The following is a 15,783-nucleotide window of genomic DNA, read 5'->3' on the forward strand; positions in this document are numbered from 1 at the left end:
ATACAGTCGCCGGCATGACAGACGCCCGCTTCCCCGACGACGGCACCGGCTATCCCCGCGACCTCCGCGGCTATGGCGCGAACCCGCCCGACCCGAAATGGCCGAACGGTGCGAAGCTCGCGCTGTCCTTCGTGCTGAACTACGAGGAGGGCGGGGAGAACACCGTGCTGAATGGCGACCCCGGCAGCGAGCTCTATCTGCACGAGGTGCCGGGCGGATCGCCGGTGCTGGGCGAGCGCAACCGCAGCGTCGAGACGCAGTTCGACTACGGCGCCCGCGCCGGAGTCTGGCGCGTGATGCGCCTGTTCGCCCAGCAGGGCTTCAACTTCACGGTCTATGGCGTCGGGCGCGCACTGGAGCTCAATCCCGATGTCGCCCGCGCCTTCGCCGCAGCGGGCCATGAGGTTGCGTCGCATGCCTGGCGCTGGTTCGACTACCATTCTATGAGCGAGAGCGAGGAGCTCGACCACATGGCGCGCTGCGTGGAGACAATCGGACGCCTGACCGGCACGCCGCCGGTGGGCTGGTACACCGGCCGCTTCAGCCCGCGGACGCGGCGGCTTGTCGCCCGCCACGGCGGCTTCCTCTACGACAGCGACAGCTACGACGACGACCTGCCGCACTACGTGAAGGTCGAGGGGAAGGACGTGCTGGTCATCCCCTACACGCTCGACAACAACGACATGAAGTTCGCGGTGCCGCCGGGCTTCGGCGATCCCGACGGCTTCGAGCGGCATCTGCGCGACGCCTTCGACCTGCTGCTGGAGGAAGGGCGTGAGGGGAGCCCGAAGATGATGTCGGTCGGGCTGCATTGCCGGCTTGTCGGCCGGCCTGGACGCGCGCGGGCGCTGCAGCGCTTCCTCGCCCATGTCGCGAAGCACCGGGACGAGGTGTGGGTGACGCGCCGGGCCGACATCGCGCGGCACTGGTGGAAGACGCATCCACCAAGGTGAGGCGGCGGCCGATGGCAAGACGCAGGCCGGGTTGGGCGAACCGTCCCCGCATGACGGTCATCGCGGAGCGCCGCTACGACGCGCTGCATCTCTGGCTCGACACGGTGCCGCTGAAGGCGGAGAGGCGCCTCGGGCTCGACGGCTTCGCTGGCTATTTCGACCTGCCGGAACTGCGCTTCCACCCTCGCCATCCGGGCATCCCGCCGGGCATCCCGGCGGGCCGGAACCGGATGAGCCCAACGCAACGCTTGCCCAACCCCCCCGCCCCGGCTAGGTTCGGCGCGTCATGACGCCGCGCGCGCCCCGCATCGAGCCTGCCGCCGCCCTCCGGGCTGGCCTGGGCCTGCGCGCGCTCCTTCTCCTTCGACTTCGTCGCCCCTGGGCGTGACGCCCGGCCGCTGACGGCCGGCACCGCTCAGGGGAAGCCCTGGCGCCTCGTGCGCCATCCGTTGGCTTAACGACGCAAGCAGGAACGCCCCACATGTCCATCCAGCACCCCTCCTTCGGGACGCTCGACCCCGACCGCATCATCGTCTTCGACACCACGCTGCGCGATGGCGAGCAGTCGCCCGGCTTCTCGATGAACCTCGAGGAGAAGATCCGCATGGCCGAGGCCCTGTGGGAACTCGGCGTGGACGTGATGGAGGCAGGCTTCCCCATCGCCTCTGTCGGCGACTTCGAATCTGTTGAGGCGATCGCGAAGCGCTTCGCGAAGGACGGCCCGGTGGTCTGCGGCCTGGCCCGCACCGCGCCGGGCGACATCGCCCGCGCTGCGGAGGCCATCAGGCCCGCCGCGCGCGGCCGCATCCACACCTTCGTCTCGACCAGCCCGCTGCATATGCGCGTCAAGCTGCGCATGGAGCCCGACCAGGTGCTGGAGCTCGTCACCAGTTCCGTGACCGCGGCCCGCAACGCGACCGCCGACGTCGAATGGTCGGCCGAGGACGGGACGCGCACCGAGCCCGATTTCCTCTGCCGCTGCGTCGAGGCCGCCATCAAGGCCGGCGCGACCACGATCAACATCCCCGACACCGTGGGCTACGCCGTGCCGGAGGACATCACGCGCATCTTCCGCATGCTGCGCGATCGCGTCCCCGGCGCGGACCGCGTCGTCTTCTCCGCCCATAACCACAACGACCTCGGGCTGGCGGTCGCCAACACGCTGGCCGCGATCCAGGCCGGCGTGCGCCAGGTCGAATGCACGATCAACGGCATCGGTGAGCGCGCGGGCAATGCGAGCCTCGAGGAGATCGTCATGGCGCTGCGCACGCGCCACGACGCCATTCCCGTCCGGAACGGCGTGAACTCGGGAAACATCCTGCGGACATCACGGCTGCTGGCGACCATCACCGGCTTCGACGTGCAGCCCAACAAGGCGATCGTCGGGCGGAATGCCTTCGCGCATGAATCCGGCATCCACCAGGACGGCATGCTCAAGGACAGCTCGACCTACGAGATCATGACGCCGGAGAGCGTCGGCTGGTCCAAGACGTCGCTGGTGCTCGGCAAGCATTCGGGCCGCGCCGCCTTCCGCGACAAGCTGAAGGCGCTGGGCTACGAGGTCGGCGACAACGCGCTGAACGACGCCTTCAAGCGCTTCAAGGACCTCGCCGACCGCAAGAAGGTCGTCTACGACGAGGATATCGCGGCGCTGGTGGACGACGAGGTCGTGCGTGGCAACGACCGCATCCGCCTGACCGGGCTGACCGTCTCGACGGGGATGCACACGCGGCCCATCGCCTCGATCCAGCTCGAGGTGGACGGCGAGAAGCGCGAGGCGGTGGCCGGCGGCGACGGCGGCGTGGACGCGACCTTCGCCGCGCTGCGCCAGGCCTTTCCGCATGAGGTGAACCTCAAGCTCTACGCCGTGCAGAGCGTGACGGGCGGCACCGACGCGCAGGCCCGCGTGACGGTGCGGCTTGAGGAGAACGGCAAGCTCGTGGACGGTCAGGGCGCGGATACCGACACCATCGTCGCCTCCGCGCGCGCCTATGTGCACGCCCTGAACAAGCTGCTGGTCAAGCGCGAGCGCACCGCGCCGGCCGGGATCGCCGCGCCGGCAGCGTGACCGCGTGGCGCCCGGATCAGGGGCGCCGCGCGAGCAGCAGGCGGATGTCTGTGTCCTCCCGGTCCGGGCGGCCCAGCCTCGCACGGTGATGGTCAGCGCTGTCCGCGCGAACGGTCGCTCGCGATCAGTGCCAGAAGCTCTGGCGGGATCGGTTCGCGGGCGACGCCGTCGTAGAGCTTGTGAAGGCTGCTGTGCAGCCACAGGTCGAAGGCGTCGGGCGCCTCCGGTTGCGGGCCGGGAGGGGGCTCCGGCAGGTTCGGTTTCTGCTGGTCCTTGTCCATGCCGCCCGTCGCGCCGCGTGCCGCCGCGCGCGAGGCGCGGCGGCTTCAGGCGGCAAGAGATCAGGCTTCCGCCCGGGACTCGTCAAGCAGTCGATTGTCGGTCCGGGTCGTTTCGGGCGTGCGGGCCGGCTTCTCCTCGCCCATCAGCCAGGCCTGGAGCTGGCGGCGGGCACGGAAGACACGGCTCTTCGCCGTGCCGACGGCGCAGCCCGTGGCGGCGGCCACGTCTTCATAGGACATGCCCTGCAGAACGACCATGAACAGCGCCTCGCGCTGGTCCACCGGCAGCTTGTTTACGGCGCGGCCGAGTTCCTTCAGCACCAGCCGGTCCTCATGTGTCGCGCCGACCGCGAAGGCGCCCGCGGGCAGGTCCTCGATGTCGGTGGTGTCGCGCTGCTTGCGTAGCGTGGAAATGAAGCGGTTGCGCAGAATGCGGTGCATCCACGCCGCGAAGTTGGTGCCGGGGGTAAAGCTGTCCTGCGCGGCGAGGGCATTGGCGACCGCGTCCTGGACCAGATCCTCCGCCGCCGCCCGGTTGCGCGTGAGCGCGAGTGCCTGGACGCGCAGGCGGGGCAGCAGGGTGATGAGCTGGTCGTGGAACTCGTTGGGCATGGAAATCTCCGCTTCCGATACCCTGTCTATGATCGGCACGGAGGGCCGGTTGCATCGCGGATCCGTCAGCGCATCACGGAAGCGGGAGAGACGCGCCAAGGATCAACGCGAGTTGCTTGCGCGCGCGCGACACGCGGGCCTTCATCGTGCCAACGGGCACGTCGCAGATGCGCGCGGCGTCCTCGTGGCTCATCCCCTGCGCGCCGACGAGCACGACCGCCTCGCGCAGCGCCGGCGGCAGCGTTGCCAGCGCGCGGGCGAGGTCGCGCATCGTGCTCGCGCTTTCCTGTCCGCCGCTACGGCCCTCCTCCCGCGGCGGATGCGCCTCGAGGTGGGCGTGTTCGCGCCTGCGTCGACGCCACTGCTCGCGGAAGGCGTTGCGCAGCACGGCGACGCCCCAGGGCCTGAGCGCCGCGACGACGTCCCCGGCATGTTCCGGATCCACGACGAAACCCTCTAGCCCGCGCAGCATGCGCAGCACCGCTTCCTGCACGAGATCGTCGGCTTCGGATCGCGATGCGGTGAGCAGGCGCGCTGCGGCGCGAAGCTCTGGCAACAACTGCGCGATCCCGCCGCGCAGCACGTCATCGTTGTCTTGTGGTCCCACGACACGGTGCATATCAACGCAGGGGGCGCGCGGCATCGCACAGCCAGGAGCGGGAGATGACAAGGCGATGAGCGACACCGACCGCGCGGCGCTGCTCGCGGCGCTGCCTTATGCCCGACGCTTCGCCCGCGCGCTGACCGGCAGCCAGGCCGCCGGCGACGCCATGGTTGCCGATGCGCTCCGCCACGGCGCGGCAGCGGTGCCGGGGCAGGATGGCGCGCGGCTCGGGCTTTTCGCCGCGGTCGCGCGCGTCGCTGTGGCGAAGCCGGAGGAGCCCGCCGCGCCGCTGTCGCGCACCGAGCGGATGCTGCTGCTGCTGACCTCCCTCGAGGAGCTGGATGCGCCCACGGCGGCGATGGTGCTCGGCCTCGACGAGGACCTGGCGGAGGCGATGCTCGGCGCGGCGCGCGACCGCCTGCGCGCGGCGACGGCCGCGCGCGTGCTGATCATCGAGGATGAGGCAATCATCGCGATGGACCTGCAGCAGCTCGTCGAAAGCGCGGGGCACGAGGTCGTCGGCATCGCCGCGACCGAGGATGCGGCGGTCGCGATCGCCGAGCGCGAACGGCCGACGCTCGTGCTGGCCGACGTCAACCTCGGCCATGGCGGCGACGGCGCCACCGCCGTGGAGCGGATCCTGACGCGGGTCTCGACGCCGGTCATCTTCGTCACCGCCTATCCCGAGCGTCTGCTGACGGGCAGCCGCGTGGAGCCGGCCTTCGTCATCACCAAGCCGTTCGAGCCGACGACGCTCGCGGTCGCGACGTACCAGGCGGTGACGCGGGGACTGCCGCTCGGGGCGGGTTGACGTCACGGCAACCGAGGGTGGCCGAACGCGTTGCACGGCCGACATCAATTCGCGGAGGCCGCGCATGCTCTACTGGACCCTCGTCTTCCTCGTGATCGCGCTGGTCGCGGGGCTGTTCGGCTTCGGCGGCATCGCCACTGCCTCGGCCGGCATCGCGAAGATCCTGTTCGGCATCTTCATCATCCTCTTCCTCGCGAGCCTTGTCTTCGGCGCGCTGCGCAGCCGGTGAGGCCGCGCGGACTGCTGCTGCTGGCGGCGCTTTTCGTCGCGCCGCTGCCGGTCCTCGCGCAGCCGCGCGCGGCGGGCGGCGCGGCGGCGGAGTTCTGGTTCGATCCGACGCAGTTGCCCTCCTTCACCGGCACGGTGGAGCGCTACCTCGTGAACCCGCGCGGCGAGACGGACGCGCTGCTCTTCAGGGAAGGTCCGCAGATCGTCTTCCCGCCGGAATTCGGCGAAGCCGTGCGCACCGCGATCCCCGCCGGCCGGCCCATCATCGTCTGGGGCATCCGCGCGCGGCATGCGCCGGTGATCACCATGCTCGCCTTCGCGCCGAACCAGGACAGCGCGCCGGTGGTGGTCGACCGCTTCTACTGGCGCATGCTGGGCCGCAGCGCGGCGGAGCAGGCGGAGCGCATGGCGGTCGCCGGCACGGTGAAGGCGCCATATTACGCGCCGCAGGGTGAGGTCGCGGGCGCGGTGCTGGACGACGGCACCGTCGTGACCATCCCGGCCGGCGCGGCCGAGGCTCTGCGCGATCTCCTGCGCCCCGGCGCGAAACTTGCGGCCGAGGGCCGCGGCGTCGCGGGCGAGGCCGGGCGTGCCGTCGCGGCGGAGCGCATCGGCGACAGCGCGGAGAACCTGCGTCCCGTGCCGCCGCCGGCCGATCCGCGGCGCCGCTGAGCCCCATGTCCGACACCGCGCCGACGGAGCCCGCCGCGCCACGCCGCGGCTTCTTCGCGCAGTTCTGGCGCATCGCGCGCAGCTACTACACCGCGAAGGAGGCGCGACGCCGCGCCTGGCTGCTGACGGCCGCCGTCGTCGGCTTCACGCTGATCTCCATCCTGGTGACGCTGCGCTTCAACCTGTGGAATCGCGATTTCTTCAACGCGCTGGAGAACCGCGACCGCGCGGTGTTCTACGGCCAGCTCTGGACGCTGCTGCTGCTGCTGCTCGGCGCGATGCTGTCCTCCGTCGCCGCGCTCTGGGCGAAGCAGATGCTCTCTCTGGACTGGCGGCGCCACCTTGTCTTCACGCTGCAGTCGCGCTGGCTGGAAGGCGGGCTGCACTACCAGCTGAATTTCATGCCCGACGCCGCGGACAATCCGGACCAGCGCATCAGCGAGAACACCCGCTGGGCGACGGCGATGGCAGTCGACCTGGCGGTCGGGCTGCTGGGATCGATCCTGACACTCGTTTCCTTCCTCGGCATCCTCTGGACGCTGTCGGGGCCGCTGCATGTCGCGATGGGCACGTCCGAGTTCGACATACCGGGCTACATGGTCTGGGCGGCGCTGCTCTACGCCGTCATCGGCAGCGTCCTGACCTGGGTGCTCGGCGGGCCGATGGTGCAGATCAACATCCGCCGCAACGAGGCCGAGAGCGACCATCGCTTCGCGCTGATCCGCATGCGTGAGAACAGCGAGGCCATCGCGATGATCCGCGGCGAGCCCGACGAGGACCGCTCCATGCGCGCGGCCTTCCGGCACGTGATCGACGTGATGAAGGATCTCTACAAGCGCGAGCGCGCGCTGATGTACCTGACCTCGGCTTATGGGATGGCGGCCGGCGTGGTGCCGATCGTGGTGGCGTCGCCGCGGTATTTCGCCGGCGCGATCACGCTCGGCGTCCTGATGCAGATCACCCAGGCCTTCCTTGAGGTCACGCGCAGCCTGAACTGGTTCGTGGACAAGTTCCCGCTGCTCGCGGATTGGCGCAGCCATGTCGAGCGCGTGGCCGCGCTGGAGGACACTTTCGAGGCCGCGGAGGGGATGGAAGCCGACCAGACCATCACGCTGCTGGTCGGGCCGGACGAGCAGGGGAGGGAGGTCCTGGCCTTCCAGGACCTGCAGGTCGGGCACGCCGACGGCAACGTCGTCATCCAGGACGCGAATGCCGAGATCCAGGCCGGGGAGAAGGTGCTGATCGTCGGCGAGAGCGGCACCGGCAAGTCCACCCTGTTCCGCGCCGTTGCGGGGCTCTGGCCCTGGGGGTCCGGGACGATTCGCACGCCGCCGCGGGAGAAGATGTTCTTCATGCCGCAGCGGCCCTACCTGCCGCTGGGCACGCTGCGCGCGGCGCTGGCCTATCCGGCGTCGCCCAAGAAGTTCGCGGATGCCGGGATGAAGGCGGCGCTGGAGCGCTGCGAATTGCCGCATCTCGTCCCCCGTCTGGATGAGGAGGATCGTTGGGACCGCGTGTTGTCGCTGGGCGAGCAGCAGCGCCTGGCCTTCGCGCGCACCCTGCTGCACCGGCCGCGCTGGGTCTTCCTGGACGAGGCGACGGCGGCGCTGGATGAGGAGAACCAGGACAGCATGATGCGGCTGTTCCGGGAGGAACTGGCCGAGAGCGCCCTGGTCTCGATCGGGCACCGGCCGGGGCTGGACGCCTATCACGACCGGACGCTGCACCTCATGCGGGCGCCGGACGGGGCGAGGCTTGAGGTCCGGCGCCGCGTGGCGCCGGCCCGGCAGCCGCGGCGGCGGGGGGCGCCGCTGGTGGCGGCGGGGCGCGGGGCGCTGCGGCGGATGTTGAGGCGGGGGTAGGGCCCGTTAGACAATGCCCGCGGCTGAGGGCCGGCGAAGGATTTTCCGGCTTGGGCAGGAAGACGGCGCAGCCGATGGTTGTTCCATCGGCAAGCCGGCTAACGAACCCAGGGCGGAAAAGACCCGCCGGACCGACCCGCGCGGCGTTGTCTAACGGGCCCTATTCCCGCGGCCCCCTCCCGGCCTCCCCCGCAACTGCGGGGGAGGAGAAGAGACACGGGGTGAGCGGGTAGCGTCTATCGCCAGGCCGGCCGGCCGAGGTTTACCGTCCCGGGGCTGGTCAGGGCGCCCGCCCCGGCACCGACGGCGCCGCCCAGCAGCGCGCCGGTCCCCGCATTGCCGGAGAGGGAGCCCACGGCCGCGCCGGCGCCCGCGCCCAGCAGCCCGCCCGACACCGCCCGGTCGCCCGTGGAATAGCCGCACCCGCCCAGGGCCGTGGCCAGGGCGATCGCAAGGGCCAGCTTCCGCATCTTGTCCTCTGCCGTTGTGTGACGGCATCGGAACGCCCCCGGCCCGTCCTGGGTTCACGGCCCCCCTTGGGGCTTGAGCCCGGGGCAGGGGAGGGTTAAGGGACGCCCCTCGCGCCACCCCGCGAAGCCGTGAGCACCCGGCGCCTTCGGGCCCGGCATCCGTCCCGGTCGTCCCGGTCCGGAGACGGCGCGCGGGCGGGAACGAGCCGCCCAATGCCTCCGCTCGGAAGGTCCAGACCACATGTTTGCACGCCTGTTCGGCTTCCTCTCCGCCGACATGGCCATCGACCTCGGCACCGCGAACACCCTGGTCTACGTCAAGGGCCGGGGCATCGTGCTGAACGAGCCGTCCGTGGTCGCGATCTCCGACAACCGCGGTAAGAAGCAGGTGCTGGCCGTCGGCGACGAGGCCAAGCTGATGCTCGGCCGCACGCCGGGCTCCATCGCCGCCATCCGGCCGCTGCGCGACGGCGTCATCGCCGACTTCGAGGCGGCGGAGGAGATGATCAAGCACTTCATTCGCAAGGTGAATGGCCGCAAGGGCTTTGCCTCGCCCATGGTGGTGGTCTGCGTGCCGTCGGGCTCGACGGCGGTGGAGCGCCGCGCCATCCAGGAGAGCGCCGAGAGCGCCGGCGCGCGCAAGGTCCTGCTGATCGAGGAACCGATGGCGGCCGCGATCGGGGCGGGGCTGCCGGTGACCGAGCCCTCGGGCTCCATGATCGTGGACATCGGCGGCGGCACGACGGAGGTCGCCGTGATCTCGCTCGGCGGCATCGTCTATGCGCGGTCGGTTCGCGTCGGCGGGGACAAGATGGACGAGGCCATCATCTCCTATATCCGGCGCAACTTTAACCTCCTGATTGGCGAGAGCACGGCCGAGCGCATCAAGATGGAGGTCGGCGCCGCCGCCCCGCCCGAGGGCGGCGAGGACGGGCCGCTCTGCGAGGTCAAGGGCCGCGACCTCATGAACGGGGTCCCGCGCGAGGTGGTGGTCGGCCAGCGCCAGATCGCCGAGAGCCTCTACGAGCCCGTCATGCAGATCGTCGAGGCCGTGAAGGTGGCGCTCGAGAACACCCCGCCCGAGCTCGCCGCCGACATCGTGGACAAGGGCATCGTGCTGACCGGCGGCGGGGCGCTGCTGAACCGGCTGGACGCGGTGCTGCGCGACGCCACCGGCCTGCCCGTGGTGGTGGCGGAGGAGGCGCTGTCCTGCGTCGCGCTCGGCACCGGTCGGGCCCTTGAGGAAATGAAGCGGCTTCGCCACGTCCTCACCAGCATGTATTGATAGGGGGCGGGCAATTGCGCCCGCCTTGTCGCGCAGGGGTTGAGCAAGCTTGATCCGTCTGAGCATCCCGCTGCGCCAGGCGCTCGCGAGGCTCACCCTGCCTGTGCTGGTGGCCGTCGCCTTCGGCACGATGCTCCTCGGCAAGGCGGACGCGCTGATCGCGGAGCGCGCGCGGGTGGTGCTGGCCGACATGCTCACTCCCTTCTACGCCGCCTTCGCCGAGCCGGCGCGGACCGTCCGCGACCTGGTCTCCGAATTCCCGGAGATGGTGGCGCTGCGCGAGGAGAATGCGCGCCTGCGGGAGGAGAATGAGCGGCTGCGCCGCTGGCAGGCCGCCGCCCTGGCGCTGGAGGCGGAGAACGCGCTGCTGCGCCGGCAGCTCCAGTTCATCCCGGAAGGGGCCCCGAGTTTCCGCACGGCGCGCGTTATTGCCGATGCCGGCGGCGTGTATGCGCGGGCCGTGCTGATATCGGTCCCGCCGGAACTCCAGGTCCGCCGCGGCCAGATCGCGCTGGACGAGCGCGGCTTCGTCGGCCGTGTGACCGAGGTGGGCAACCGCTCCGCCCGCATCCTGCTGGCGACGGACATGAACATGCGCATTCCCGTGACGCTGGAAGGCAGCCGGGCGCGCGCCATGATGGCCGGCACCAACGGCCCCCGCCCACGCCTGCAGTTCTGGGCCGAGGGTACCCGCCCCACGGAAGGCGAGCGGCTGGTCACCAGCGCCGAGGGCATCGGCTTCCCCGCCGGCCTGCCCGTCGGCGTCGTCCGCTATTCCGAATCGGGCGCGGCGGAGGTGGAGCTCTTCGCCCGGCTTGACCGGCTGGACCTGGTGCGGCTCTTCGATTTCGGCCTGGGCGGGATCCTGCCGCCCGAGGCCATCGCGCGGCCCGAGCCGCGCCCGCGGCGGTGAGCGCGGCGATGGTCGGGCGGCCCGAGCCCTCGCCCAGCCTGATCCGCCGGATCGAGGGGCTGGCCCGCGCGCTGCTGCCGCCGCTGCTGGCGGCGGTCACGTTGATCGCCGCGGCGGGGCCGACCGGGATGCCCGCGCTGGTGCCGGCTGTGGCGCTGCCGCAGGTGTTCTTCTGGTCGGTGTTCCGGCCGGGCTCGATGTCGCCGCCGACGGTCTTTTCGATCGGGCTGCTGCTGGACCTGTTGAGCCTGGCGCCCATCGGCACCGGCGTCTTCACGCTGCTGGTCGCCCATGGGCTGGCGGTGGCCTGGCGGCGCTTCCTGGCGCGGCAGGGGTTCTGGGCGGTCTGGGTGGTGTTCGGCTGCTTCACCGTCGGCGCGGCGGCGCTGTCCTGGCTGCTGATCGCCGTCCTGTCCTTCTCCCTCCCGCCGCCGGAGCCGATGCTGATGGAAGCCGCGCTGTCGGCAGGGCTCTACCCGATCTTCGCCTTCGTGCTCGGGCGACTGCACCAGGTGATGCTCAGGGCGGAGGAGGCGCTGTGATGGCCCGGGAAGAGACCCGGGCCGCGGTAGCGGCCCCGCGCGCAGACCGACCGCTTGGCCGGGCGGGCGGGCGCGTAGGCGCGTCAGCGTCACGCCGGAGGCGTGCTATCCGCACGACGCGCCCGAAGGGCGCGCCGGCGCCTGAGGCAAGACCATGACCCGCCGCCAGCGCGAGCAGGAACGCGTCCGGGGCATCTTCGCCCGTCGTGCGCTGATGCTCGGCGCGGGGCAGATCGGGCTGCTCGGCTTCCTGGGCTGGCGGCTCTACGGCCTGCAGGTCGAGGAAGGGGAGCGCTACGCGACGCTCGCCGAGGAAAACCGGCTGTCGGCCCGGCTGCTGGCCCCGCCGCGCGGGCGCGTCCTGGACCGCGAGGGGCGGGTCGTCGCGGGCAACCGGCTGAACTGGCGCGCCCTGCTGATCGCGGAGCAGACCGCCGATGTCGGCGCGACGCTCGAGACCTTCACGAAGATCGTCCCGCTGACCGAGAACGAGCGCGCCCGGATCGAGCGCGAGGTGCGCCGCCGCCGCCGCTTCGTCCCTGTCATTGTCCGCGAGTTCCTGGCCTGGGAGGAGATGGCGCGGATCGAGCTGAATGCGCCCGATCTGCCAGGCATCTCCATCGAACTCGGCACCACGCGCACCTACCCCGAGGGCGAGCACCTCGCCCATGTCGTGGGCTACGTCGCGCCCCCGTCCGAGCGCGACATCGACGGCGACCCCCTGCTGGAACTGCCGGGGATCCGCGTCGGCCGCGCCGGGATCGAGCGTCACCACGACCGCGTGCTGCGCGGCCGCGCCGGTGCCGTGCAGCTCGAGGTCAACGCGGTCGGGCGGGTGATCCGGGAGCTCGACCGGCGCGAGGGATCGCAGGGCGACGACGTCCAGATCTCGATCGACGCGGAGCTGCAGAAGACCGTCCGCAACAGGATCGAGGAAGGCACCTCGGTCGTGCTGATGGACGCCCGCAACGGCGAGGTGCTGGCCATGGCCACCCAGCCGAGCTTCGATCCCAACGTCTTCAATTCCGGCGTCTCCGCCGCGCAATGGCGGCAATGGACGGCGACGCGCAACACGCCGCTGATCAACAAGCCGACCAACGGGCTCTATGCGCCGGGATCCACCTTCAAGATGGTGATGATGCTGGCCGCGCTGGAGGCCCGGGTCGTGACGCCGGGCGAGCGGGTGAACTGCCCGGGCCATATGGACCTCGGCGACTTCCGCTTCCATTGCTGGCACCGGCCGGGCCATGGCGGGCTCGAAATGCGGCAGGCCCTGAAATACTCCTGCGACGTCTATTTCTACGAGATGGCCAAGCGCGTCGGCATCGACCGCATCGCCGCGATGTCGCGCCGCATGGGCCTCGGCGTGCCGCTGGACATCGAACTGCCGGGGACGCGCGCCGGCCTGGTGCCGGACCGCGCCTGGCGCCAGGCGCAGGGCAAGCCCTGGGCACTGGGCGACACGGTGGTGCACGGGATCGGCCAGGGCTTCTACCAGCTCACCCCCCTGGCTTTGGCCACCATGACCGCGCGGATCGCCACCGGCCGCGCGATCCAGCCGCATCTGACCCGCAGCGTCGCCGGCCGCCCCGTGCGGGGATCGCGGCCGGAGGACTGGCCGAGCCTCGGCATCCCCGAGGCCAATCTCCGCCTGGTGCGGGACGCCATGTGGTCGGTGGTGAACGAGCCCGGTGGCACGGCGGCGATCGCGAAGCTGCCGGCCTCGCTCGGCGGTATCCAGCTCTCCGGCAAGACCGGCACGACCCAGGTGCGCCGCGTGACGCGCGAGCAGCGCGAGAGGGGCTTCAACGTGAACACCCTGCCGCGGGAATGGCGGCCGCATGCGCTCTTCGTGGCCTATGCACCGCATGACAACCCGGTCTTCGCGGTCTCCGTCGTCGTGGAGCACGGCACCAGCGGCGGCGCGGCCGCGGCGCCGATCGCGCGCGACGTGCTGGTGGAAGCCTTCCAGCGCCTCCGCCCGGGCAGTGTCCCGGCGTCGCGGGTGGCGCAGAGCGGGCGCACGTGATGCTGCCGCCGGACATGCGGCCGGCGAAGCTGGCCGAGCCGCCGAATGGCGGCCGCCGGACGTCCGACGAGCGTCACGCCAGAGGCGTGCCTGCGGCACGACGGGCCGGAGGTCCGCCGGCGCCTGAGGGCGACATGCGCCAGCATGTCGCGGCAGCATCATGAGGTTCGAACGCCGCCTCTGGCTGCGCGAGAGCAGCACCGGCGTGCTGGACAAGCTCTGGCGGATGCCGTGGCTGTTCGTGCTGCTGCTCTGCGCGGTGGCGGCTGTCGGCTATGTCGCGCTGTATTCCGCGGGCGGCGGCGCGCCGGAGCCCTATGCGCAGAAGCACGCGATCCGCTTCGGGTTCGGCCTGGTGCTGATGCTGTCCGTCGCGATGATCGACATCCGGGTGATCCAGCGCCTGGCCTGGGTGGGCTATGCCGCCGGCGTCGGGCTGCTGGTGCTGGTCGCCTTCCATGGCGAGGTCGGCAAGGGCGCCCAGCGCTGGATCGACCTCGGGCCGCTGCAACTGCAGCCGTCGGAGCTGATGAAAATACTGCTCGTGGTCGCGCTGGCGTCCTGGTTCCACCGCGCGAGCTGGGAGCGGATCGGCAACCCGCTCTTCCTCATCCCGCCGCTGCTCGCGATCGCGATCCCCGCGGCGCTGATCTTCAAGCAGCCGAACCTCGGCAACGCGGTGATCACGGTGATGGTGGGCGGCGCGGTATTCTTCGCGGGCGGCGTGCGGCTGTGGAAGTTCGCGCTGGCGATCGGCGGCGTCGTCTTCGCCGCGCCGATCGTCTACGACCACCTGAAGGACTACCAGCGCGCCCGGATCACGACCTTCCTCGATCCCGAGAGCGACCCCCTCGGCGCGGGCTACAACATCATCCAGTCGAAGATCGCGCTGGGCTCAGGCGGGCTGTGGGGCAAGGGCTTCCTGCAGGGCACGCAGGGGCACCTGAACTTCCTGCCGGAGAAGCAGACCGACTTCATCTTCACCATGATCTCCGAGGAGTTCGGCCTGGTCGGCGCGCTGACGGTCATGGGGCTGCTCGCGCTGGTGATCGTCTTCGCCTACGTCGTGGCGCTGAGGAGCCGCCACCAGTTCGGGCGCCTTGTGGCGGTCGGGCTAGGGACGAATTTCTTTCTCTATGTCTTCGTCAACATCGCCATGGTGACGGGCTCGATCCCGGTGGGCGGGGTCCCGCTGCCGCTGATCAGCCATGGCGGGTCGGCGATGCTGACGGTGATGCTGGGCTTCGGGATCCTAATGTCGGTCTGGGTGCACCGGGACGCGGAGCTCGGCGCGGCGGAGGAGGCGGCGTGAGGTGGGCTGCGCGGGGCAGTGCGCCGGATTGCGGGGGTGGGCTGGACAAGCTGTTCTGCAGGCCCTATTTGCCGAAACGTGGATGGGCGCATAGCTCAGTTGGTAGAGCAGCTGACTCTCGATGGGAGCCCTGCCTGGAAACGGGTAGGTGACAAGGTGTCAAAGTCGGGGAACCCTTCGCGCTCGCGCGGTGGCAATCCCGAGCCAAGCCGGCCGAAAGGCAGGAAGGTGTAGAGACCAGACGGCACCCGCCTAAAGCCCTCGTGGCCACGGCGATGGGATGGTCCAGACCACGAACCCCGAAAGGGGGCGGCGAAAGCCGAAGTGGCAGGTAATCAGCGGGTCCAAGGTTCGAGCCCTTGTGCGCCCACCATCTGCTTCTCTCGGACGCATGCTGAGGGAAGGTAGTTGACACTTCCTTTAGAGCCGAATAGCGGCATGCGAGAGGCCGCTGCGCTTCACCTTGGTTGCTTCCGAGGTGAGCGGCTGCGTTAAGCTGCGCGAGACGCTGGGGCCTCGGACGGGCAAGGCGATCTGGGCCGCCGTGGCGCACTGCATGCGGGAACTCAGCTGACGCGACGCTTGCGGAGCTGGACATGACGATCGGTCGGCCGGAACTCGCGCAAGCCTTCGAGCATGATCGAAGCGGCGTAGTGAAAGGCTCGGCGGAGGAAGGCGGCGGTCGCGGCCGATCCACGACGCGTCGGTCAGGTCACTCGCCAGGCGACGCCGAAGTATGGGCGTTGTCTCTGCGGGCCGCGAAAGCGCAGATGTGGCGGGCGTTCGGTCAGGAGCGCACGGCGCGGTCGGCCGGGCTGTTCGTCGACGGCCTGCTCGGCCCTGAGCGGCGCAAGACGGGATGGATGCGCGCAGGGGCAGCAGGTGATCCGGGGGCTTGGCGTCAGCAGGCGGTGCTCGGCCGCGGCCGTTGTGAGGCGGATGCGCTACGCGAGGTCGTCTGCGACTATGACCTGAAGGTGCTGGCCTATTCCAATGCCGTGCTGGTCGTCGACGAGACCGGCCTTCTCAAGCAGGGACGCTAACTTGTAGAAGGTTCGACTTGACCGGACGATTTGCATGATCGGCGGGGAGAGAGGCCGGGGCGCGGATCCGTAGGCGAAGCGCAGCGCCCCGGCCGGCC

The 15,783-nt window shown here is 70.6% G+C and carries 16 protein-coding genes and 1 pseudogene; 13 read left to right on the forward strand and 4 right to left on the reverse strand.

The window, feature by feature from the left end; translation table 11 throughout:
- The first annotated feature begins 14 nt into the window (after window positions 1–14).
- From puuE to ACLF3M_RS31135, 3 genes are all read left to right on the forward strand, one after another.
- Window positions 15–953 (forward strand): allantoinase PuuE, encoded by a 939-nt coding sequence (gene puuE, locus ACLF3M_RS31125; protein WP_430660909.1) that lies wholly within the window; start codon window positions 15–17, stop codon window positions 951–953.
- 50 nt (window positions 954–1,003) lie between these two features.
- On the forward strand, window positions 1,004–1,243 hold the full coding sequence (locus tag ACLF3M_RS31130) for a hypothetical protein (RefSeq protein ID WP_430660910.1): 240 nt from the start codon (window positions 1,004–1,006) through the stop codon (window positions 1,241–1,243).
- 191 nt (window positions 1,244–1,434) lie between these two features.
- Entirely contained in the window at window positions 1,435–3,021 is a 1,587-nt protein-coding gene (locus ACLF3M_RS31135; protein WP_430660911.1) for a 2-isopropylmalate synthase, read from the forward strand.
- Between the two features lie 92 nt (window positions 3,022–3,113).
- Here the strand turns inward: ACLF3M_RS31135 and ACLF3M_RS31140 are convergent, their stop codons facing one another.
- From ACLF3M_RS31140 to ACLF3M_RS31150, 3 genes are all read right to left on the reverse strand, one after another.
- A complete protein-coding gene (locus ACLF3M_RS31140; protein ID WP_430660912.1) occupies window positions 3,114–3,302 on the reverse strand; it encodes a NepR family anti-sigma factor in 189 nt (62 codons plus the stop codon).
- A gap of 60 nt (window positions 3,303–3,362) precedes the next feature.
- A complete protein-coding gene (locus ACLF3M_RS31145; protein ID WP_430660913.1) occupies window positions 3,363–3,914 on the reverse strand; it encodes a sigma-70 family RNA polymerase sigma factor in 552 nt (183 codons plus the stop codon).
- Between the two features lie 73 nt (window positions 3,915–3,987).
- On the reverse strand, window positions 3,988–4,557 hold the full coding sequence (locus tag ACLF3M_RS31150; protein WP_430660914.1) for a sigma-70 family RNA polymerase sigma factor: 570 nt from the start codon (window positions 4,555–4,557) through the stop codon (window positions 3,988–3,990).
- Between the two features lie 31 nt (window positions 4,558–4,588).
- On the opposite strand from ACLF3M_RS31150, the gene ACLF3M_RS31155 reads away from it, so the two are divergent.
- From ACLF3M_RS31155 to ACLF3M_RS31170, 4 genes are all read left to right on the forward strand, one after another.
- Window positions 4,589–5,329 (forward strand): PhyR family response regulator anti-anti-sigma factor, encoded by a 741-nt coding sequence (locus ACLF3M_RS31155; RefSeq protein ID WP_430660915.1) that lies wholly within the window; start codon window positions 4,589–4,591, stop codon window positions 5,327–5,329.
- Between the two features lie 64 nt (window positions 5,330–5,393).
- A complete protein-coding gene (locus ACLF3M_RS31160; RefSeq protein WP_430660916.1) occupies window positions 5,394–5,558 on the forward strand; it encodes a DUF1328 domain-containing protein in 165 nt (54 codons plus the stop codon).
- The gene (locus tag ACLF3M_RS31165; protein ID WP_430660917.1) at window positions 5,555–6,229 is read left to right on the forward strand and encodes a hypothetical protein; all 675 of its coding nucleotides are present in this window, start codon (window positions 5,555–5,557) and stop codon (window positions 6,227–6,229) included. The genes ACLF3M_RS31160 and ACLF3M_RS31165 overlap by 4 nt, the downstream gene beginning before the upstream one ends.
- A 5-nt stretch (window positions 6,230–6,234) precedes the next feature.
- Window positions 6,235–8,091, forward strand: a complete 1,857-nt coding sequence (locus tag ACLF3M_RS31170) for an ABC transporter ATP-binding protein/permease (protein WP_430660918.1) — start codon at window positions 6,235–6,237, stop codon at window positions 8,089–8,091.
- A 236-nt stretch (window positions 8,092–8,327) separates the two neighbouring features.
- Here the strand turns inward: ACLF3M_RS31170 and ACLF3M_RS31175 are convergent, their stop codons facing one another.
- Window positions 8,328–8,561, reverse strand: a complete 234-nt coding sequence (locus tag ACLF3M_RS31175) for a YMGG-like glycine zipper-containing protein (protein ID WP_430660919.1) — start codon at window positions 8,559–8,561, stop codon at window positions 8,328–8,330.
- 241 nt (window positions 8,562–8,802) lie between these two features.
- On the opposite strand from ACLF3M_RS31175, the gene ACLF3M_RS31180 reads away from it, so the two are divergent.
- The 6 genes and pseudogenes from ACLF3M_RS31180 to ACLF3M_RS31205 form a co-directional block, all read left to right on the forward strand.
- The gene (locus ACLF3M_RS31180) at window positions 8,803–9,846 is read left to right on the forward strand and encodes a rod shape-determining protein (protein WP_430660920.1); all 1,044 of its coding nucleotides are present in this window, start codon (window positions 8,803–8,805) and stop codon (window positions 9,844–9,846) included.
- Window positions 9,847–9,895: 49 nt separating this feature from the next.
- Window positions 9,896–10,759, forward strand: a complete 864-nt coding sequence (mreC, locus tag ACLF3M_RS31185) for a rod shape-determining protein MreC (protein WP_430660921.1) — start codon at window positions 9,896–9,898, stop codon at window positions 10,757–10,759.
- Window positions 10,760–10,767: 8 nt separating this feature from the next.
- Window positions 10,768–11,301: a rod shape-determining protein MreD gene (locus ACLF3M_RS31190; protein ID WP_430660922.1), complete on the forward strand. Its 534-nt coding sequence runs from the start codon at window positions 10,768–10,770 to the stop codon at window positions 11,299–11,301.
- 154 nt (window positions 11,302–11,455) lie between these two features.
- The gene (mrdA, locus tag ACLF3M_RS31195) at window positions 11,456–13,330 is read left to right on the forward strand and encodes a penicillin-binding protein 2 (RefSeq protein WP_430660923.1); all 1,875 of its coding nucleotides are present in this window, start codon (window positions 11,456–11,458) and stop codon (window positions 13,328–13,330) included.
- A 160-nt stretch (window positions 13,331–13,490) separates the two neighbouring features.
- A complete protein-coding gene (rodA, locus tag ACLF3M_RS31200) occupies window positions 13,491–14,642 on the forward strand; it encodes a rod shape-determining protein RodA (protein WP_430660924.1) in 1,152 nt (383 codons plus the stop codon).
- A gap of 743 nt (window positions 14,643–15,385) precedes the next feature.
- Window positions 15,386–15,682: pseudogene (locus ACLF3M_RS31205) on the forward strand (transposase); the annotation flags it as partial.
- Window positions 15,683–15,783 lie beyond the last annotated feature (101 nt).

The organism is Falsiroseomonas sp. HW251, assembly GCF_050563545.1.
Lineage (GTDB): Bacteria > Pseudomonadota > Alphaproteobacteria > Acetobacterales > Acetobacteraceae > Falsiroseomonas.